Raw genomic sequence first — 21694 nt, 5'->3', positions numbered from 1 at the left:
GATGTGAGAGTCGAACCGTTCTCAGGCCTCGATGCTTTGAGGCGTGTGATAGCCGTGGCGCTGCAGCAGTGCGCGGCGCTTGGCCAGCTCGAGGTCGCTGGCAACCATCTCGGCGATCATCTGGTCGAGGGATATCTCGGGCACCCAGCCGAGTTCGTCCGCCGCCTTCGATGGATTGCCGCACAGGGTCTCGACTTCCGAAGGGCGGAAATAGCGAGGGTCAACGCGAACCAGAACATCGCCCGGACAGACGGCCGGTGCATCGTCACCGGTAACACTGGCGGCGATCGCGACCTCGTCGATGCCTTCGCCCTCGAAGACCAGCGAGATGCCGAGCTGCCGCGCGGCGCGGGTCACGAAGTCCCTGATGCTGTATTGCGCTCCGGTCGCGATCACGTAGTCGACGGCCGTGGGTTGCTGGAGCATCAGCCACTGCATCCGCACGTAGTCCTTGGCGTGGCCCCAATCGCGCAGCGCGTTCATGTTCCCGAGGAAAAGGCACTGTTCCAGGCCCTGTGCCACGTTGGCCAGACCCCGCGTGACCTTGCGGGTCACGAAGGTCTCGCCGCGCCGGGGACTCTCGTGATTGAAGAGGATCCCGTTGCACGCGTAGAAGCCGTAGGCTTCGCGGTAGTTCTTGGTGATCCAGTAGGCAAAGAGCTTTGCCGCGCCATACGGGCTGCGCGGATAGAAGGGCGTCATCTCGCTCTGGCGAGGCTCCTGCACCTGTCCGTAAAGCTCGCTCGTGCTGGCCTGGTAGAAACGGGTCTTCGATTGAAGGCCCAGAAGCCGGATGGCCTCGAGCAGGCGCAGCGCGCCCAGGCCATTGATGTCGGCCGTGTACTCGGGACTTTCGAAGCTGACGGCCACATGGCTTTGCGCACCCAGGTTGTAGACCTCGTCGGGCTGCACCTCCTGCATGATCCGGGTGAGATTGCTGCCGTCGGACAAGTCGCCGTGGTGCAGGTACAGATGGCGCTGTGCCTTCGAATGGACATCCGAATAGAGATGGTCGATGCGCCCCGTGTTGAACTGGGAGGTCCGCCGCTTGATGCCATGCACCTCGTAGCCTTTTTCGATCAGCAACTCGGCGAGATAGGAGCCGTCCTGGCCGGTGATGCCGGTGATCAGAGCGCGCTTAGACATGTTCGATCTCCTCGGTGAGGCGGGTGGATGCCTGATAGGCGGAATAGGTGTGGCGAAGTCCCTCGGCAAGCGGCACGCGGGCCTTCCAGCCGATGGCCGCGGCGCGGGACACGTCCAGCAATTTGCGGGGCGTGCCCTCGGGCCTCGCGAGGTCGTAGCGGATGTCACCCCGGTAGCCGACGACGTCGCGGATGAGCTCTGCGAGCTCCGCAATCGACACGTCTTCACCGGTGCCGAGGTTGATGTGGCTGCGCATCGGATCCGTCTGCCGCTCGTAGGCCGCTCGGGGCAGGTCCATCACGGCAATGCATCCTGCGGCCATGTCATCGACATGGAGGAACTCGCGTCTTGCCTGGCCGCTGCCCCAGATCGGCACGCTTGGCGCATCGTCCAGCTTCGCCTGGTGAAACCGTCTGATCAGCGCCGGGACCACATGGCTGTTCTCGGGGTGATAGTTGTCGCCGGGCCCGTACAGATTGGTCGGCATCACGCTGCGGTAGTCGATGCCGTGGGTCGTCCCGTACTGCCGGTTGTAGCTCTCGCAAAGCTTGAGCCCGGCGATCTTCGCGATCGCGTAAGGCTCGTTGCTCGGTTCCAGCTTGCCGTCGAGCAGGTATTCCTCGCGGATGGGTTGTCCGGCCAGGCGTGGGTAGATACAGCTCGAACCGAGGAAAAGAATCCGCCTGATGCCCGCAAGGAACGCCTGATGCGTGACGTTCGCCGCGATCATCAGGTTCTCGTAGATGAACTGCGCGGGATAGCTCGTGTTGGCCTGGATGCCGCCGACCCGGGCGGCCGCCAGGTAGACCTGATCGATCGGCTCGTCCGCGAAGAAGCGCCCGACGGCTCGCTGGTCCAGAAGGTCGAGTTCCGCGCGCTGCCGGCAGACGACCTCGTGACCGAGCCCACGCAGGTGGCTCGCCAGGGCCTGCCCGACCATTCCACGATGTCCCGCAACAAAGATCCGCATATGTTCTTTCGGTAGGAATTCGCAGCCTGCTAGCGCGACCCGCGCGCCCCCGTCACCACCCCGAAGGTCTTCAGCAGGATCACGAAGTCCCGCCACAGCGACAGGTGGGCGACGTACTCCGCGTCCATCGCGGCGCGGCGGCGGTAGCTGATCTCGTTGCGCCCGCTGATCTGCCACAGGCCGGTGATGCCGGGGCGCACTGCGCAGTAGTGGTCCCAGTAGTCGCCGTACAGGTCCTTCTGCGCGAACATGCAGGGGCGCGGGCCGACCATGCTCATGTCGCCCTTGAGCACGTTCCAGAACTGAGGAAACTCGTCGATGCTGTACTTGCGCAGGAAGGCACCGAAGCGGGTGATGCGCGGGTCGTGCTGCAGCTTCTGGTAGACGGCCCATTCGCGGCGCGCGGCCTCGTTCTGGCGCAGGTGGCGCGCCAGCACCGCGTCGGCGTCGGCCACCATCGAGCGGAACTTGTAGAACTTGAAGACGCGCCCGCCCTTGCCGTAGCGCGGCTGCATGTAGATGGCCGGGCCACCCGATGTGTAGAGCACTCCGAGCCAGATGAGCGCGTAGGCCCAGCCGAAGAAGACGAAGAAGGAGCCGGCCATCAGGATGTCGGCCGCGCGCTTGGCGCGGCGCAACCAGGGTGCGCCGTCCAGCGGCATGTAGGGGGCCGTGTTGGCGGCGGCGCCGATGCCGGGATTGCCCGGGCCGTGCCCGGTGGAGGAGGTGGATCGCAGCGTGTTCATGATCCGGCATGCTCCGGTTCGATGCGCCTGGGCATCACGGTGTCGGCCGTGTCCAGCGCATAGGCGGGTTCGCGGCGGGGCGCGGGAGCGGCTCCATAGCCGTAGTAGCCATAGCTGTAGTTGCGGTTGTGGCGCTGCGAGGTATCGACCGCGTTGAACACCACCCCGTGGAATGCCGCGCCCACGTGGGCCAGGCGCTTGCTGCTTTCCAGCAGCTCGCCCATCTCGCTGTTGTCGGCGCGGGCCACCAGCAGCAGGGTGCCCATGCTCGGCGCCATCGCGGCGGTCTCGGAGGCCAGCAGGGTGGGGGGCGCGTCGATCACCACCACGTCGTAGCGCGCCGAGAGCATTCCCAGCGCGTGCGCGAAGGTGTCGCTGGTCATCAGGCCTGCGGGGTCCGGGTGCGGCGTGCCGGCTGACATCACGTCCAGGCAGGGAAGCACTTGGTGGTGGATCGCCTGCTCCAGCGGCACGCCGCCGGCGATGGCGTCGGCGAGGCCGTTCTTGCGCTGCAGCCCGAACTCCTCGCTCAGGGTGCCGCGGCGCAGGTCGCCGTCGATCAGCAGCACGCGCTTGCCGGAGGCGGCCAGCAGCGTGGCGAAGTTCGACGACACGAAGGTCTTGCCCGCCCCGGCCGTGGCGCTGGAGATCAGCACCCGGTTGTTGGGCGCGCCCATCATCACGAACTTCAGCGCGGTACGCAGCCGGCGCAGGCCTTCGAGGGCCGGGTCTTCCACGTGCAGCGCCGCGAGCACCTTGATGCCGGGCGTGCCCTTGCGCATCGCGCGGTCGAGCACGCGCTGCTGCGTGCTCAGCGGAATGCTGGTGTACACGCTCAGCCCGGTGACGGCCTCGATGTGGTCGGGGCTGCCGATGGAGCGTTTGAGGTTCTTGCGCGCCAGCGCCGCCGCGCCGCCGGCGAAGAGGCCACCGGCCAGCGCCAGCGCGACCACGATGATCGACTTCGGCCGCACCGGCTTCTCGGCCACCAGCGCCTGGTCGAGCACGCGCACGTTGGCCACCTTGCCTTCCTTGGCCAGCCGCATCTGCAGCGAGCTGTTCAGCAGCGCCGCGTAGAGCTCGGTGTTGACCTTGATGTCGCGCTGCATGCGCACCGTGTTCTGCTGCAGCATGGGCATGCGGCGGATGCGGCCGTCGACCGAGCCCAGTTCCTTCTTCAGCGAGGCAATCTGCGCGTCCAGGGTCTGCACCATCGGGTGCTGGGCGGTGAAGCGGCCCACCAGGTCCAGCCGCTTCTGCTTGGCGTCGAGGAGCTTGGCCTGCAGGTCCACGTTCTGCGTCAGCGCGTTGCGGGCTTCGTCGTCCAGGCTGATGGTGCCGTTCTGGTTGCGGTACTGGTTGTAGGCGTCCTCGGACTGCTCCAGCTGCTGCTTGAACTTGGGCAGCTCGGTGCCCAGGAAGGCCAGCGCGCGCTCGGCCTGCACCGTCTTCTGCTCGATGTTCTGGCGCACGTACAGCCCGGCGATCTCGTTGAGCACGCCGGCGAGCTGGTTGCGGTTCTCGGCCTGCAGGCTGATGTCCATCACGCCCGACTGCTTGCCTTTCTCGACCACGCGCAGGTCCCGCTGCAGGCCCAGCAGCATCAGCTGCTTCGAATGGCGCACCAGCTCGAAGGCGCCACCGGGGCGGGCCTCGAAGGAGCCCACCAGCAGGTGCAGGTTGCCGCCGGGCACGCTGGCGTCCAGCGGCGTGCCGACGGTGCCGTGCAGCGGCGATGCGAGCTCGGGGCTGGTCAGCGTGTAGTTGCCGTCGGTGCCGGCGATCAGCGTGAACTTCTTGCCCTCCAGGGCGGAAGGCACGTCCATCTGCGCGACGGCGATCTGCTCGGTGCCCGAGACGTAGTTGCCCCACCCGAAGATGCCGGGCGTGGAAAGCTGGCTCGAATGCCGCGCCAGGAACTCGCCCACCACCGGTATGTAGCGCGGCTTCGCGTCGATGAAGAGCAGGGTGTTCTCCATCGCCTGGCCCAGCACCATGCGCGAGCGCAGGATCTCGGTTTCGCCGGCGGTCGGCGTCTTCACGCTGATGCCGCCTCCGCCGTTGGCGTCGCCCGGAAAATTGCCGCCCGAGCGGTCGGGGTCTTCCACCTGGATCAGGATGTTGGCCTCGTACACGCGGGTGCCGAACAGCGCATAGGCCACGCCCACGAGCAGCGCCAGCGAGGCGATGGCGGCAATCAGCCAGCGGCTGTCGATCAGGATGTCCAGGTACTCGTGGAACCGGGATTCCCGGGCCCAGGCAGTGGTCTCGATCACCGTCACGGGAGCCGCCGCGGGGGCGGGAAGCGTAGGTTGCCAGCGGGCGTTCATGGGGATCACCTTTTCCTGTTGCTTTCCGGTTCCGGATGGGCGCTGCGCCTAGCGGCGGGCGGTGTCGCGGGCGAGGTTGACGACCTGGGCGGCCGGCAGGATCAGGCTGAACACGCGGCTCCAGCTCACCAGCGGCACGCGGTCGACGTACACCACGTCGCGCGGCTGCAGCTCGAAGCGGTCGGCCAGCGCGAGCGCCACCGGGTTCTTCGCGTTGAGGTTGAAGATCTGCTGCACGTCGAGGTTGTCGGGCGAGTTGCGCACCACGTAGATCTGTCCCGGGTCGGAGGTCGCCAGGTCGGGGCCGCCCGCGTCGCCCAGCGCCTCGTTCAGGCTCAGCCGGCCGTTGTTGCGCATCTGCAGCGCCGACGGCGCGCGCACCTCGCCCATCACGTAGACGCGGTTGTCCTCGCGGGTGCCGACGTTCACGATGTCGCCGTTGCGCAGCGGAATGCTGTTGGGGTCGGCGCCCAGCGCCTGCAGCATCGGCAGGTTGATGAGCGTCGACACGCCGCCGCGCGTGAGCGTGACGCTGGCGCGGTCGCCGGCCTGTGTGAAGCTGCCGGCGCGGCTGATGGCCTCCGACAGCGTCATCGGCACGTCGGTGAAGATCTGCAGGCCCGGCGTGCGCACCTCGCCCTGCACGTAGGCGCGCTGGCTGCGGAACGACTGGATGCGCACCGTCACCTGCGGGTCCTTGATGAAGGCCTTGATGCGCCGCGCGATCAGCTCCGACGCGCCGCTCTCGGTCAGGCCCTGCACCTTGGTGCGCCCGATGTAGGGAAAGAAGATCTCGCCCTTGGTGTCGACGATGAAGCCGGGCGCCACGGTCACGCCCGTCGGGTCCGACTGCTGCGCGATCACCGCGCCGGCGTTGGGCAGCAGCTCGGGGTGGTCGTACACGATGATGCCGACCACGTCGCCCGGCCCGATGGTGTAGACCGGCGCCGCCGTGAACAGGCGCTTCACGTTTTCGGGAACGTCCTTGGGCCTCTGCGCGATCTGCGTGCGGATCAGGTCGGGCGTGATCGCGATGATCTGCCCGGTGCTGCCCGAGGCCGTGCTATCGCCGTTGGTGCGGGTGAAGCCCAGCGGCGCCACGGTGCCGAAGCCCGGCGCGCAGCCCGCGAGCATCACCAGCCCGATGGACACCAGCATGGCCAGGCCCAGCCATCGCAGGCGGGCCTCCGCCTGCAGTGGCTGAGCCTTGGCCGGCACTGCGGACGGTTGCGTTCCACGTGCTTGTATCGCTGGGTCGTGGCGTTGCATGGTGATCTCCTTGACGGCTGGTTGTGACGGTGGTGCAAGGCGTGAATGGACGAAGAAGGTGAAGAAGGCGAGGGCCCTTGTCAGAGCGCGGCCCAGGTGGTCATGGCCGGCTCCGCGCCGGCCGGCGCCCGGTCGATGCCTGGGCTGCGCCGCTCGGTGCCGCCGGCCAGGCAGCGCTCGGCGACCCAGTCGCCCACGCTGCGCAGGAACAGCTGCTGGCCTCTTTCGGTGCAGACGGTGTGGTCGACCTCGCCGATGAATTCGTACTGGAGTCCCTGCGCGAAGGGCTTGCGGGCAAAGGCGCCGAGCTGGTCGCGGCCGCGATCGCAGACGTGCAGCGAGCCCGAATACAGCAGCTGCATCGCCACCTTGCGTTCGGCAAGACGCTGCAGCGCCGCGCCGAACCAGGCCTCGTTCACCTCAGGCGCGCGCCTTTCCGCGAAGAAGCCCGGCATGGGCGTGGTCGAATGGCTGCGCAAGAAGTGCCGCTGCAGCCAGCGCCTGGCTTTGCCCGGAAAAGACGGATGCGCGGGCGCTGCCAGCGCGCGGCGCAGGTTGCGCTCCAGCCGCGCGCGCAGTTCCGGAAAGGCGAAGCCGTCGAACAATGACAGCGCCACCACGCGCCGGTCGGCCAGCGCGGCCGACATGGCGTGCTCCACGCCCGAGCACATGCCCACGATCACGAACTGGTTCACGCCCAGCGTGCGCTGTGCGACGTCCATGGCCGCTTTCAGGCTGTGCACCGCGCGCACGTGCAGGTCGGGCGAGGTGGCCAGCGCGTCGCTGTCGCCGATGCCGCCCAGGTCGAAGCGCAGGCTGCCCACGCCGCGCGCGGCCAGCAGGTGCGCCAGCTTCACGTTGATGCGGCGCGGCCCCACCCGGTGGTTGGCGCCCATGTTGAACATGAGGCAGGCGGCGCCGCCTGGCGCCGGGCGCGCGGGCATCGTGAGCATGCCCATCAGCGCGTCGCCGGGGCCGAACTGCAGCGGAGCCTGGGTGATGGTGCGCGGCAGCGTTGTCGTCGGGTCATTCATGAAGAGCACCCTGCAGGCGGTTGAGCGCATCGGCCGGAACCATCGCGCTGTTGGGATAAGGGTCGGAAGTCCAGTCGAGCTGGTGGCTGAAGTACGCGAGGCGAACCGGCATGTGGCGCGACTGCTGGTCGGCGGCCCACTGGGCGGTGCGCTCGTCGTCGGGCTCGGCCAGCACCAGCGTGTCGTGCAGGGCGGTGAGCGGCAGCGACTCGGGCACCAGCGCCGCCAGCTGCGCGCGCAGCGCGGGCGAGATCACGGTGCCCAGTGCCTCCTGCGGCATCGCCTCGGGCTCCTGCAGCAGGCTGCGGCGCCAGGCCAGGTCGGGAATGCAGAAGGTGGTGTCGATGGCCGCCACATGCTCCTCGCGCAGGAGCCGCGCATAGCTGCGCCCGTCGATCACCGGCTCCCACAGCACCAGCCGCACCGGGTCGCAGCGCCCGCCGCGTGCCGCCAGCACGGCCACGGTGGCGCCGAGCCGAGCGCCTATCCACACGATGGAGGTGCCGGGCGCGCGGCGCCGCAGCTCCTCATGCGCCGAACACAGGTCGCGGCGCCAGCCGTCGAGCTCGCCCTCGATCTCCTCGCCCGGCGAGTCGCCCGAGCCGTAGAAGTCGAAGCGCAGCGTGGCGATGCCCGCGCGCGAGAGACGCTCGGCCAGCACCTTGAAGAAGCGATGGGTGCGCAGGCCCTCCTGCCCGAAGGGCGGGCACAGCAGCACGGCGGTGTCGCCGCCGGCGCGGTCTTCCTCGGCGGGATGGAACACGCCGAAGACCTGCCGCGAGGCCGGCCCGAACATGAGCGGCTTCATGTGGCTCATTGGCGTACCTTCGCGCTTCGCACTGCGGTGCGCGCTTGCTTGGAGCGGCCCGGCGCGGCGCTCATGCGTGTGCCTCCAGCAGCCGCCCCGAGTGGCCGGCATGGGTGGCCCGGGCCTCGGTCTGGCGCCATTCGGCGATGGAGCCCACGCAGTCCATGCGCTCGGGTGCCGGCGCGAGCAGCAGCCACAGGATGCGGCCCGCCACCGAAAGCTCCACGCTGCGGCAGTCCGGCTCCAGGCCCACTTCGAAGCTCTGCGACGACAGCAGCAGGCCCACGCCGATGGCCTTCAGGCAGGCCTCCTTGCGGGTCCAGCAGGTCAGGAAGGCGCGGTCGCGCTCGTGCGCGGGCAGGGCGGCCAGCGCCTCCTGCTCGCGGCGCGTGAAGTGTTCGGCCGCGAGCACCGCCGCATCGGGCACCGGGCGCAGCAGCTCGACGTCGGCGCCCAAGGGACCGCGCCCGCCAATGGCGATCAGCGCCAGCCCCTGGCTGTGGCTCAGCGAGAACTGCGTGCGCGCATGGCCCGTGAGAGAAGGCTTGCCGAAGGAGCCCTTGGAAAGGTGCAGCTCGGCGTGCTGCAGGCCGGTGTACTCGCTCAGCGCCTGCCGCAGCGCGAGGTGCGAGGCCACGTAGCGCTGACGGTCCAGCGGCGAGCGGAAACTTTCGGCGCGCTCGCGCTCCTCTTCCGACAGAACCTGCTCCGAGGGAAGACCGGCGAACCTGTCCAGGTCGACGTACAGGCACAGCGGCACGTCGATGGAAAGCGGCTGGGGGGAATTGCCGTTCATGCTCATCACCCCTTGCGCAGCCAGCCGCCGAGGGCGCCGAGCAGCCCGCCGCGATGCTGCTGCGCATGCGCGGCCGTGCCGGCGGCCAGTTCGGCGAGGTCGGAGGGCACACCGTCGGCCGCGCCACGCGACGACGAGGCGATCTGCCCGAGGTTCTCGAACAGGTAGCGACGCGGCTCCACGCGGTGGCCCAGCGTCTGCGCCGCCTGCTGCACGGCGCGCAGCACCAGCAGCGAGTCGCCGCCGAGGTCGAAGAAGTTGTCGCCGGCGCGGATCTCCGCCACGTCGATGCCGATCACATCGGCCCAGATGCTGGCGAGCTGCGCCTGGTCGGGATCGAGCTGGCTCTGCTTCGCCTTGGCCGCGCTGCCGTTGCCGTCGAGGGCGCCGTTCGTGGCGACGGCCTTGCCCGGGTCGGCGGCAGCCATCTTGCGCAGATAGGCCGCGCTGGTCGAGGTTTCGGGGTCGGCGATCCGCTCCAGCGTGGCGCCGGGTTCGTCGGCCACGCGGCGCAGCACTTCGAGATAGCGCTCGCGCAGCTGGGCGCCGGTCTCGCGCAGGTAGACGTCGGCGTTGTAGATCAGCGCGCCTTCCAGGCCGTGCGGCTTGTCCATCAGCCATACGCCGATGTCGTCGGTGGCGCCGTGCTGCATCACGTGCACCTGGCGGGTCTGCAGGCTGCCGACCGAGCGGGCGCGCTCGCGGGCGTCCTGGAACGAGAACATCGACTGGTAGGGCCCGGAGGTCTTGATCTGCCCCGCGTAGCCCGGCTCGGCCATCAGGCGCTCGAAGGGCACCTGCTGGTTGTTCATCATCGACAGCAGTTCCTGCTTCACGTAGCGCATGAAGGCCGGCAGCGTGAGCGAGCGGTCGATGGTGAGCGAAACCGGCAGCACGTTGTTGAAGAAGCCCATCACGTCTTCGGTCTCGGCCTGCTGGCGCCCGCGCACCGGGTTGGCGATGACGATGGCGTCGTTGCCGGTGACCTGGGCCATGGTCAGCGCGTACACGCCGAAGGTCAGCATGCTCAGCGTCACGTCCATGTCGCGCGCGATCTCGCGCAGCCGCTGCGTGCTCTGCAGGTCGATGTGGATCCAGTGCGCGCCGCCCTGGCCGCTCTTGCCGGCGCGCCGGGGCATGTCGGTCACCGGCGGGCGCACGGCCCTGGCGCCTTCGAGACGGCCGCGCCAGAAGGCGAGCTGCTCCTCGCAGGCCGGCCCGGTCAGCCACTTCTCCAGCCACTCGGCGTAGTCGCCCTGGGTGGTGAAGAGCGCGGGCAGGTTGTGCGGGCGGCCGCGCTCGGCCGCGTCGTAGAGCGCCGACATCTCGCGCTGCATCAGGTCGAAGGACCAGCCGTCCCAGATCAGATGGTGCGGAACGAAAAGGAAGACGTGCTCGTCCTCGTCGAGCCGGAACAGCGTCGCGTGCATCATCGGCGCGCTGTGGATGTCGATGGGCCGGTCCGCCAGCTCCTGCATGCGCTCGGCCAGCTCGGCCTCGCGCTGGTCGGCGGGCAGGCCGCGCAGGTCCACCAGCGGCAGCGAGAATTCCGCTGACTCCGAAATTACCTGCACCGGCTTGCCGCTTTCGGCGTCGATGCCGATGTGGGTGCGCAGCGAGGGCTGGCGGCGGATGATCTCGCGCCACACGTTCTCGAAGCGCGCCGCGTCGAGCTGCCCGGTGAGCCGCTGCGCCGAGGGCGCGTTGTAGACCGAACGGCCCGGATGCAGCTGCTCCATGAAGCGGATGCGCTCCTGCGCCATCGTCAGCGGCGCGGTGGTGCGCCCGATGCTGCGGCCGATGGGCGCCTGCAGCCCCACGCCCGCGCCCTGCAGCGCCTGGATGGACGCCGCCAGCTTCTCGGCCGTGGGCGACTCGAACAGGGTGCGCAGCGGCACCGTCACCTGGAACTCGCGGCTCAGCAGCGTGGTGAGCCGCGCTGCCAGCAGCGAATGGCCGCCCATGGTGAAGAAGTCGTCGTGCATGTCCAGCCCGGGCAAGCTCAGCACCTTCTCCATCAGCGCGAGCACCTTGCGCTCGTGCTCGTTGCGCGGGCCGGCGCCGCGGCGCACTTCGTCGCGCGCCACCGCCTGCGGAGGCGGCAGCGAGACGCGGTCGATCTTGCCGTTGGCCAGCTTCGGCAGCACATCCATCGTCACCACGTGCTGCGGCAGCATGAAGGCCGGCAGGTGCTTGCGCAGATGCACCATCAGCGTCTCGAGGTCGAAGCCGGCGTCCTGCTTGAGCGCGAGATAGGCCACCAGGCGCACGTCGCCGGGGTTGTCCTCGCGGGCCACCACCACGGCGCGCGATACGCCAGCCACTTCGCAGCAGCGCACCTCGATCTCGCCCGGCTCGATGCGGTAGCCGCGCACCTTCACCTGGAAGTCCAGCCGCCCGAGGTGGTCGAGCAAGCCGTCGTTGCGCCAGCGGCCACGGTCGCCGGAGCGGTACATCTTCTTGGGCACGCCGAAGATGCGCACGGTGACGAAGCGCTCGGCGGTGAGCTCGGGGCGGTCGAGGTAGCCCAGCGACACGCCTTCGCCCGCGATGCAGATCTCGCCCGGCACACCGATGGGGCAGGGCTGAAGGTCGGCGTCGAGGATCCAGATCTCGGTGTTGTCCACCGGCCTGCCGATGGACACGCCGCGCGAGGCGATTTCCTCGGGGCGCACATGCCAGGCGGTGGAGTACACGGTGGTCTCGGTCGGCCCGTAGCCGTTCCACAGGCCCTCCATGCGCTCGCACAGCGCCAGCGCCATGCTCGGGCGCAGCGCTTCGCCGCCGGTCCAGCCACGGAAGCCCGGCGCGCCGCCGGCCCACTGGGCGTCGAGCAGCAGCTGCCACATGCCGGGCGTGGCCTGCAGCAGGGTGATCTGCTCTTCGTCGAGCGTGCGCGACAGGCGCGTGCCGTCCATTGCGACCTCGCGCTTCACCATCACCAGCTCGGCGCCGGCGGCCAGCGGCAGCAGCAGGTCGGGCACGGCCATGTCGAAGGAGAGCGTGGTGACGGCGGCGATGCGGTCGTGCGGCCCGACGTTGGATTCGCGCTGCATCCACTGCAGCAGGTGCGCCACGCCCCGGTGATGGGCGATCACGCCCTTGGGCAGGCCGGTCGAACCCGAGGTGTAGATGATGTAAGACGCGTCGTCGGGGCCGGGGTCGTCCGCGCTCGGCGGAAGCGGCTCGCCGGAGAGATGGCGCCAGTTGTCGCGGTCGATCTCGAAGATGCGCGCGCCCGCGTCGGCGCGCCAGTCGCGCGGTGCCACAGCGATGTCCGACGAGGTCAGCATCAGGCTGAGGCTGGCGTCGGTGGCGTAGTGGTCCAGCCGGGCCTGCGGGAAGGCGGTGTCCAGCGGCACGTAGGAAGCGCCTGCCTTGAGCACGCCCAGCATCGCGACCACCATTTCGAGGCTGCGCTCCAGGCACAGGCCCACGCGCTGGCCGCGGCCCACGCCGCGTTCGCGCAGGGCGCGCGCCAGCTTGTTGGAAAGCGCTTCGAGCTCGCCGTAGCTGCAGCTTCTGGCGCCGTCGCGCACCGCGGGGCTGTCGGGCTGCATCGGCACGCGCGCCACGAAACCGGCATGCGCCAGCGGTGCGCCGACGAGCGGAACGCGCGCCGGCTGCAGCGCGTGCAGGGCATGTGCAGCATCGGCCGACAGCACATCGAGCCGCCCGACGGCCTGGTCGGGCTTGTGCGAAGCCGACTGCAGCACGCACTCGAACATGTCGAGCCAGCGCTGCACGCTCACCTCGTCGAAGAGGTCGGTGTTGTACTGGGCTTCGACCATCAGGCCGCCGTCGAGCGGGCGCAGGTTGACGAAGAGTTCGAAGTTCTCGTAGCGGCGTGCGATGGTGTCCTGCACCACGTGGAGCGTGGTGAAGGCCTGCGCGCTGCTGGCCACGTCGGGGTCGACGTTGAAGGCCACGCTCACCAGCGGCAGCCGGCTCGGGTCGCGCTCCAGCGAGAGCTGGCCCAGCAGCGCGCCATAGGTGAGCGCCTGGTGGTCGAAGGCATCGAGCACCGCGGTGTTGCACTCGTCCATCAGCGCGTCGAAGCGCATGCCGGCGTGCGCGGCCATGCGCAGCGGCAGCAGGTTCACGCAGTGGCCGACCAGGCCCGGCATGTCGTGCGCGAGCTGGCCCGAAGCCGGAATGCCGACCACGATGTCGTCCTGGCCCGAGAGGCGGTGCAGCGTCGCGACGAAGCCGCTGAGAAGGCCGGTGAACAGGCTGACGCCGGCCTTGGTGCTGGCCGCGCGCACCGCCAGTACCAGGCGCTTGTCGAGCAGGCGTTCGGCGCGGCGCGAATTGAAGGTGCGGGCGGCCGGGCGCGGGCGGTCCAGCGGCAGGTCCAGCACCGGCAGCGGGCTGCCGGGAAAGCGGCCCAGCCAGTAGTCGACGTGCGCCTGCATGTCCGGATGCGCGGCGGCCGCGGCCTCCTCGGCGGCGAAGTCGGAAAAGAGCGGCGCGGCCTTGAGCTTGAGCCCGATGCCGGTTTCCTCGACATAGAGATGGCCCAGCTGTTCGGTGATGACTGCCCACGACCAGCCGTCGCACACCACGTGGTGCGCCGACATCACCAGCTCGTGCTCGGCCTCGTCGAGGCGGTAGAGCGCGGCGCGGAAGAGCGGGCCGTGCTCCAGCGAGAAGGGCGTGCACACGGCCTCGTCGTGCGCGTCGCGCAATGCCTGCGCGCGGGCCTCGGGCTCCAGGCCGGCCAGGTCGTGCTCGGCCATCGGGTTGCCGCCCGCATGGCTGACCAGCATGCAGCTGCCGTCGGGCGAGATGGTGGAGCGCAGCGCCTGGTGGCGCTCCAGCAGCCGGCCCATGGCGCGCGCGAGGGCCGGGCGATCCAGGTCGCCGCGCAGGCGCAGCACCACCGATTCGTTGTAGGCCATGGAGGCCTCGGTGCCCAGCGTTGCGCCGAGCCAGACTTCGCGCTGCGATTCCGTGGTCGGAATGATGCACTCGACGACGCCACCGCTCGCGGCGGGCTTGAGAACGGCGTTCATGCTGCGACCTTTCCGTTGACGTGTTGTTGGCTGGCGGAGGCCGCGTCGGGCACGTACCAGAAGGGCTGGCCGTCGATGTCGCGGGCCAGCACGGAGCCTTCGTCGGCCGGCTTGTGAAGATCGAAACCGGTCACGGGCACGGCGCGGCGCGGCAGGAAGCCGGACTCCTGCATCTCGGCGACCGATTCCTTGAAGGCGTGCTGGATGAAGGCGATGTCCCCGGCGCTGTGCGCGCTGGTGAGGAAGCAGGGGAAGTTGTCCAGGATGTGGACCCCGCGGCTGCGCATCATGGCGAAGAGCAGGTCCTGCAGCGGATGGTCTTCGAGCCAGCTCACGCGCCAGAGCGACGCGAAATGGCGGATCTCGATCGGCGCACCGACTTCCTTGCACCAGCTCGAGAGCTCGGCGGCCATGGCGGTGGTGCTGGCGTTGAGCCCGGATTGCAGCGAGGGCCCGGCTTCCTTCAGGTGCGTGAGCGAAGCCTTCGCCGCCGCGAGCGCGAGCGGATGGCGCACGAAGGTGCCGGCGAAGTAGGTCACGCCCACGCCGGGAATGGAGTCGTCGCCGTACCGCCAGGCGCCGCCGTCGAGTGCGTCCATGAACTCGCGCTTGCCCGCGATCACGCCCACCGGGAAACCGCCGCCGATCACCTTGCCGTAGGTGGCGAGGTCGGCGCGCACGCCGAAGAACTCCTGCGCGCCGCCCAGCGCGGTGCGGAAACCCGTGATGACCTCGTCGAAGATCAGGCAGCAGCCGTTCTGCGCCGTGATCTCGCGCAGCTGGTGCAGGAACTCGCGCGGCTGGAAGTCGGGCCGGCGGCTCTGCACCGGCTCGGCCAGCACCGCGGCGAGGTCGCCCGCGTTCTCGCGGATGAACTCCAGCGCCTCGGGCGTGCCGTAGTCGAGCACGCGGATGTCGCCGAACATGCCGCTCATCACGCCCGGCGCGGCCGACAGGCCCTTGCCGCCCTTGCCGGCGCGCACCAGCACCTCGTCGAAGGTGCCGTGGTAGGAGCCGGTGAACACCACCACCGTGCTGCGGCCGGTGACGGTGCGCGCGATGCGCAGCGCCGCCATTACGGCCTCGGAACCGGTGTTGCACAGGCCCGCGCGGTCGTTGCCGGTGAGCTCGCACACCAGCGCCGTCACCTCGGCGGCCAGCGGATGCTGCGGGCCGATCTCGTAGCCGGCGTCGAGCTGGCGGCGCACGGCTTCCTGCACGAAGTCGGGCTGCCAGCCGAACATGTTCATGCCGAAGCCGTTGAGCGTGTCGACGTACTCGTTGCCGTCGAGGTCCCACATCTTCGAGCCCTTGGAGCGCTCGATGACGATCTGGTAGGTGATCTCCTTCGTGATCGGCCTGAAGCCGTTGACCACGCGCGGATCGGCCATGTGCGCCCGGTTGCTTTCGGTGAATTCCTTGCTCTTGCGCGTGCGTTCCACATAGCGGCGGATGAAGGCCGCGAGCCGCGCCTTCTGCCGGCCGCTGGGCTCGGCGGTGCGCTGCGTGTGGATGCGGGCGATGGCGCCGAAGGCCTTGCTCACGTCGTAGCGCACGGGCTGCTGGGCGGGCTCTTCGGTGGTAGCGACGGGTGTTGCCGGTGCCGCAACCACGGGTGCAACCTGTGCGGACATCGCCGGCTGCAGCGTCACCAGCGGCGCGGCGGGAACCGCGCCCGACAGCAGCGCGAGCTGCTGGCGCATCAATTCCATCTGTTGCGAAATCAGCTGGGGCAACTGGGCCTCGCCCATGACGATGCTGCCTTGCATCGGCATGTAGACCGGCATCGGCACGGGTTGCTGTGGCGCCGCCCGCGATACGGAGACCGCGCTTTCGGCTGGCGCCGCCACCGGAGCTGCAACCGGCGCGGGCGCAGCCTCGGGCGGCAGGCTTTCGCGCAGGAAGGCCGAGAGCGCGTCGAAGCTGCGGTAGCTCTCCATCAGCTGGCGGAAGCTGACGGCGACCTTGAAGTGCTTCTTGATCTGCGTGGCGGCCTGCGTCAGCGTGAGCGAGTCGAGGCCAAGTTCGCTGAAGGGCGCCTGTCCCTCGGCCTGCGCCATGTCGAGGCCGGAGATGTCCTCGAACAGGGCGCGCAGGCGCGAGTCGATGGGCGACGCGGTTGGTGGAGGAAGAGGCGCGGGCATGGCAGCGGTCACGATCGGCTCCAGGGCAATGGGTGGGACGACGACTGCGGCGGCGACGGGCGCAGCCGCGACAGGTGGGGTGACGGAAGACGAAGAGGGCATGGCCGGGGCGATGTCGACCCAGCAGCGCTTGCGCTCGAAAGGCGTGGTGGGCAGGCGCACGCGCTGCGCGCCGGCACGGGCGGTCAGGCGCGAGAGCTCGACCTCGGTGCCGCAGGTCCACAGGCGGGCCAGCGCCAGGCGCAGGGTGCGGGCCTCGTCGGCGCCGCTGCCCGGTTCCACGTGCAGCAGCGACCCCACGCTGCCCGCGCCGTGCTGGCGCACCAGCGTTGCGAGCATGTTGCGCGGGCCGGCCTCGACGAAGAGCGGGTTCTGCGCCTGTGCCATCGCGCTGCGCACGGCCGGCGAGAAGCGCACGGTGCCGCGCAGGTGCCGGGCCCAGTAGGCCGGGCTGGTGGCTTCGGCGTCCTCGAGCGGCTGGCCGGTGAGCGTCGAGAAGATCGGAATCTGCGGCGCGCGCAGCGCCACCTTGGCCACCAGCGCCTCGAAGGGCGCGACGGCCGGGTCCATCATGGCCGAGTGGAAGGCGTGCGAGGTCTGCAGCGGGCGGCTCGGGATGCCGTCGGCTTCCAGCGCGGCCTGCAACGCGGCGATGTCCTCGAAGGGGCCGGCGGCGACACAGGCGGTGGGGCCGTTCTCGGCGGCGAGCGAAAGGTTCGGACCGAGCCGGCCGGCGAGATCGGCGGCGCCCATGCGCACCGACAGCATCGCGCCCGCGGGCTGTGCCTGCATGAGCGCGCCACGGCGGGCGACCAGCCGTGCGGCGTCTTCCAGCCGCATCACGCCGGCGATCACGGCTGCGACGAACTCGCCGACGCTGTGGCCGATCAGCGCATGCGGCCGTGCGCCCAGTGCAAGCAGCCGGCGGGCCAGCGCGTATTCGAGCGTGAAGATCGCGGGCTGCGTGGCGGCGGTGGGCGCCAGTGCCTGCGGGTCGTCGCTGAACATGCGCTCGCGCAGGTCGAAGTCCGTCGCGCCGGCGAAGGCGGCCATGCAGTCGTCGAAGGCTGCGGCGAATACGGGGTCGTTCGCATGGAGGTTGCGGCCCATGGCGGCGTACTGCGCGCCCTGTCCGGGGAACATCAGCACGAGCTGCTGCGCTCGCGAGGCGGCGCGGCCGCTGGTGCCGCTGGGCGAGCCGGCATCGCGCAGCGCGGCGACGGCTTCCGCCGTGCTGCCAGCCACCACCGCGCGGCGGAAGGCGTGGGCCTTGCGGCCGACCGCGAGGGTGTAGGCCACGTCGGCGAGCGGCTGTTCGGAATGCGCTTCGAGATGCACGGCGAGCTGGTTCGCGGCCACGCCAAGCGCGGCTTCGGAGCGTGCCGACAGCAGCAGCACCTGGTCGCCCACGGCCGGTGGCGAGGCTGGGCGCAGCGGCGCTTCCTCGACGATGACGTGCGCGTTGGTGCCGCCCACGCCGAAGGAGCTGACGCCCGCGCGGCGCGGCTGCCCGTCGCGCGGCCACGCCTGCAGGCTCGCCGTGACGTGGAAGGGCGTGCGCGCGAAGTCGATCGCCAGGTTCGGCGCGCTGAAGTGCACGGTCGGCGGAATCTGCTCGTGGTGCAGCGCCAGCGCCGTCTTGATGAGGCCCGCCGCGCCCGCTGCCGTGACCATGTGGCCGACGTTGCTCTTGAGCGAGCCGAGCGTGCAGTAGCCGAGCGCGTCGGTGTGCTCGGCGAAGGCGCAGGCCAGCGCCTCGACTTCCACCGGGTCGCCCATCGGCGTGGCCGTGCCATGCGCCTCGACATAGGAGATGCTGCGTGCATCCACCTCGGCTGCCGCGAGCGCGGCGCGGATGACGGCCGCCTGGCCGTCGACGCTGGGCGCGGTGAAGCTGGCCTTGGCACCGCCGTCGTTGTTCACGCAGGCGCTGCGCAGCACGGCGTAGATGGTGTCGCCGTCGGCCTGCGCGTCGGCCAGCCGCTTGAGCAGCACCACGGCCGCGCCGTCGCTGAAGACCGTGCCCCGAGCCTGCGCGTCGAAGCTGCGCGTGCGGCCGTCGGGCGAGAGCATCGAGCCTTCGTTGTAGAGATAGCCACTGCGCGGCGGGCAGGTGACCGAGGCGCCGCCCGCCAGCGCCATGTAGCACTGGCCCGTGCGCAGCGCGTGGAAGGCATGGGCCACCGCCACCAGCGAGGTCGAGCAGGCGGTGTGCACGCTGACGGCCGGGCCTGTGAGGTTCAGCCGGTTCGCCACCCGCGTGGTGATGTAGTCCTTCTCGTTGGCCAGCATCACCTGGAACTCGCCTACCGGCTCCACCAGGTCGGGCCGCGTGCTCACGTGGCGCTGGAAGTAGGTGGCGTTGTACATGCCGGCGTACACCCCGACCGGGCCGGGTGCCGCGTCGGGCACGTAGCCGGCGCGTTCCAGGGCCTCCCAGCAGATTTCGAGGAACACGCGCTGCTGCGGGTCCATGAGCTGCGCTTCCTTCGGGCCGATGCCGAAGAAGGCGGCGTCGAAGTCCTCGATGCCGTCGATCACGCCACGGGCGCGCACGTAGGCCGGGTCGCGGCGCAGGGCTTGCGAGACGCCCGCGTCGAGCGTGGCGTCGTCGAAGAAGCTGATGGTGTCGCGCCCGGCGACGAGGTTGTCCCAGAACTGCTCCACGTCGGCCGCGCCGGGGAAGCGCCCGGCGGTGGCGATCAGCGCGACGGCGTCATGAAGATGGGTGGCCGCTGCGGTCGGTCGATCCTTGGAACCGGCCGCAGCGGCCGTGGCGGACTGTTCGTCCGCCGGCTGCATCCGCGCACCCATCGCTTTTGGCGTGGGATTGCGAAAGAAAAGATTGGCCGACAGCGGCACCGCCGAGTCCTGCCGCAGGTCGGCCAGCACCTGCAGCACCAGCAGCGAGTCGCCGCCGAGGTCGAAGAAGTTGTCGTCGCGCCCAACCTTCGAGATGCGCAGCGCGCGCGCGAAGGCGTCGCATACGCGCTGTTCGACGGCGTTGCGCGCTTCCTCGAAGGGCTGGGCGAGCTCGGGGCGCTCGCCGGCCGGATCGGGCAACGCCTTGCGGTCGAGCTTGCCGTTGGGCGTGACGGGCAACTGAGCGAGCCAGACTTGCGCCGACGGCAGCATCGCGGAGGGCAGGCGCCCGGCGAGATGGGCGCGCAGGGCCTCCCACGAGAGCTGCTCTTGCGCAGAGCGCGAAACCAGATAGGCGACAAGACGCAGCTGCCCGTTTTCATCGGGCCGCGCGACCACGGCGCAGGACTGCACGCCTGGGTGCGCGAGGATCGCGGCTTCCACTTCGCCGGTCTCGATGCGGTGGCCGTGGATCTTCACCTGGCCGTCGCGGCGGCCGATGAATTCGATGGTGCCGTCGGGCAGCCAGCGCGCGAGGTCGCCGGTGCGATAGAGGCGGTCGCCCGGGGCGCCGAAGGGATCGGGCACGAAGCGCTCGGCGCTGAGCTCGGGCTGGCGCAGGTAGCCGCGCGCCAGGCCATGGCCGCCGATGCAGAGCTCGCCCACGAAGCCGGTCGGCAGCAGCGCCATCGACGGGCTCAGCACGCGCAGCACGGTGCTCTTGATGGGGCGGCCGAGCGGAATCGAGCGCAGGTCGTCGGACAGCGGCGCGGCGATGCGGTGCGTGGCCGCGAAGGTGGTGCATTCGGTCGGGCCGTAGCCGTTGCTCAGCGCGAGCCCGGGCAGGGCTGCGAGCGCGCGCCGCACATGCGGCACCGAGAGCGCTTCGCCGCCGGTGAACAGATGCCGCAGGCCGGCGAGATGCGCCGGGTCGTCGTCGATCACCGCGTTGAAGAGCGCGGCCGTGAGCCAGGCGGTGTGCACGCCGTGGCGCTCGATGGTGCGGGCAAGGCCGGCACCGGTGGGCACGCGCTCGTCGTGGATGACGCAGCAGCCGCCGTTGAGCAGCGGGCCCCAGATTTCGAGCGTGGCCGCGTCGAAGCCCAGCGGTGCCGCGTGCAGCATGGCGAGGCCCGGGGCAAGGTCGACGTAGTCCACGCCGACGACCAGCCGCAGGATCGAGCGATGGCAGATCTCGATGCCCTTGGGCGTGCCCGTGGAGCCCGAGGTGTACATCACATAGGCCACCGATTCGGCGTCGATGACTGGCTGATTCCATGAACTGCGGTTTTCGTTGTCTTGGTTTTCGTCGACCAGAAAAACGCTGTGATGGGGGGGACCAGGTGGCGGTGTTCCTGCGTCGTGAGCACCTGATGCGCGCCGGCCTCCGCGAGCATGTAGGCGATGCGTTCGGGCGGGTAGTCCGTGGGCACCGGCACGTAGGCGCCGCCGGCCTTGAGGATGGCAAGCTGGGCGACGATGGCTGCCATCGAGCGGTCGAGCAGCATGCCGACGCTGTCGCCGGCCTGGACGTCAAGGCTCTGGAGGTGCTGGGCGAGGTTGCTGGAGCGGCGGTCGAGTTCGCCGTAGCTCATCTGCGCGTCGCCTTGCGCGAGGGCGATGGCGTCTGGTGACGTCGCTGCCTGGCGGGCGAACATGGCGGGCACGGTGAGGGTCGGGTCCACCGGTGCGAGGGCGGTGTTCCAGGCGTCGAGTTGATCGGTGCGCTGGGTGTGAGGCAGCGTGCGGATGTCGCCCAAGGATGCGTCCGGGCGCTCGAGAAGATCCTGGGCGGTGTCGATGAGGGCGGCGAGCAGCTGGTCGATCGCCGCCGGGTCCATCAGGCTCGCGGCCGCATCCATATGAAGGGACGCGGAAGCAGCATCGAAGCGCAGGCTCACGGGTGCGTCATGTGCAGCCTGCGAGGCCGAGCGGCGGCTGCAATCGAGTTCAGCGAGCCAGTCTCCGACGGCCTTGGCCGCGTCAAACGCAACAGCGACAGGGCTGCGGCCCGCTTCGTGCAGCACCGGCCGCGGGTTGCCGAGCCAGCGCGACTGCAGCAGCAGCCATGCGGCCGCGAAGAGGGTGTCGGGCAGCTGGCCGCTGGCGGCGAGCCAGTGGGTGCAGCGCTGGGCGAAGCCGGGGGCGAGCATCGCCGAACCTGCGTGGCGGCCGGCGAGGCCTTTCGAATTGGATCGCGGCACGAACAGGTCTTCCAGAGCGAGCTCCGGAGCGCCTTGACCTGCCTGCGAAACAGTTTGAATTTCCACGTAAATATCCCAAAAGAAATACAGCGAAAGCAAACGGGCGAATGGAAAATACATTCGCCTAATTGAAAGAACAGGAGATGGCCTGTGCTTTTTTGGTGTCTTCATCCTAGGGTGTTTGCCATGTGCGATGTGTGCACTTAAGGCTCAAGTTACAACTGGATAAAGTTATTTCTAAAACGTACTACCCGAATCGTCCCGGACGAGGTAACTGATGCGTCGTTTGCGGTGAAAAGGGCGTCGAACAGCCCGCTCCGGATGCTCGCGAAGCCCGGTAGAAGCGGGGTACTCAAGGGGAGATTCAGAG

General features: G+C 69.5%; 11 protein-coding genes. All 11 read right to left on the bottom strand.

Features of this window, described 5'->3' with window-relative positions:
* Positions 1-21: 21 nt before the first annotated feature.
* A complete protein-coding gene (gene gmd / locus AC1VNX_RS17570) occupies positions 22-1146 on the bottom strand; it encodes a GDP-mannose 4,6-dehydratase (RefSeq protein WP_483157858.1) in 1125 nt (374 codons plus the stop codon).
* Positions 1139-2116 (bottom strand): GDP-L-fucose synthase family protein, encoded by a 978-nt coding sequence (locus tag AC1VNX_RS17565; protein ID WP_483157856.1) that lies wholly within the window; start codon positions 2114-2116, stop codon positions 1139-1141. Before AC1VNX_RS17565 ends, gmd begins: the two co-directional genes overlap by 8 nt.
* Before the next feature lie 29 nt (positions 2117-2145).
* The gene (locus AC1VNX_RS17560; protein WP_483157854.1) at positions 2146-2862 is read right to left on the bottom strand and encodes a sugar transferase; all 717 of its coding nucleotides are present in this window, start codon (positions 2860-2862) and stop codon (positions 2146-2148) included.
* The gene (locus AC1VNX_RS17555; protein WP_483157852.1) at positions 2859-5192 is read right to left on the bottom strand and encodes a polysaccharide biosynthesis tyrosine autokinase; all 2334 of its coding nucleotides are present in this window, start codon (positions 5190-5192) and stop codon (positions 2859-2861) included. Before AC1VNX_RS17555 ends, AC1VNX_RS17560 begins: the two co-directional genes overlap by 4 nt.
* A 48-nt stretch (positions 5193-5240) precedes the next feature.
* On the bottom strand, positions 5241-6461 hold the full coding sequence (locus tag AC1VNX_RS17550) for a polysaccharide biosynthesis/export family protein (protein WP_483157850.1): 1221 nt from the start codon (positions 6459-6461) through the stop codon (positions 5241-5243).
* Positions 6462-6541: 80 nt separating this feature from the next.
* On the bottom strand, positions 6542-7495 hold the full coding sequence (locus tag AC1VNX_RS17545) for an alpha/beta hydrolase family protein (RefSeq protein WP_483157849.1): 954 nt from the start codon (positions 7493-7495) through the stop codon (positions 6542-6544).
* Positions 7488-8312: a serine aminopeptidase domain-containing protein gene (locus AC1VNX_RS17540; RefSeq protein ID WP_483157848.1), complete on the bottom strand. Its 825-nt coding sequence runs from the start codon at positions 8310-8312 to the stop codon at positions 7488-7490. The genes AC1VNX_RS17545 and AC1VNX_RS17540 overlap by 8 nt, the downstream gene beginning before the upstream one ends.
* A gap of 61 nt (positions 8313-8373) precedes the next feature.
* Positions 8374-9099 (bottom strand): 4'-phosphopantetheinyl transferase family protein, encoded by a 726-nt coding sequence (locus AC1VNX_RS17535; RefSeq protein ID WP_483157847.1) that lies wholly within the window; start codon positions 9097-9099, stop codon positions 8374-8376.
* 5 nt (positions 9100-9104) lie between these two features.
* A complete protein-coding gene (locus tag AC1VNX_RS17530) occupies positions 9105-14114 on the bottom strand; it encodes an amino acid adenylation domain-containing protein (RefSeq protein WP_483157845.1) in 5010 nt (1669 codons plus the stop codon).
* A complete protein-coding gene (locus AC1VNX_RS17525) occupies positions 14111-20368 on the bottom strand; it encodes an aminotransferase class III-fold pyridoxal phosphate-dependent enzyme (protein WP_483157843.1) in 6258 nt (2085 codons plus the stop codon). Before AC1VNX_RS17525 ends, AC1VNX_RS17530 begins: the two co-directional genes overlap by 4 nt.
* On the bottom strand, positions 20356-21444 hold the full coding sequence (locus tag AC1VNX_RS17520) for an AMP-binding protein (RefSeq protein WP_483157842.1): 1089 nt from the start codon (positions 21442-21444) through the stop codon (positions 20356-20358). The genes AC1VNX_RS17525 and AC1VNX_RS17520 overlap by 13 nt, the downstream gene beginning before the upstream one ends.
* Positions 21445-21694: the final 250 nt, after the last annotated feature.

This window comes from Variovorax sp. TLI9-5A, from assembly GCF_056867935.1.
The sequence above is the reverse complement of the archived record's forward strand: the minus strand, read 5'-3'. Positions and strand labels throughout refer to the sequence as shown.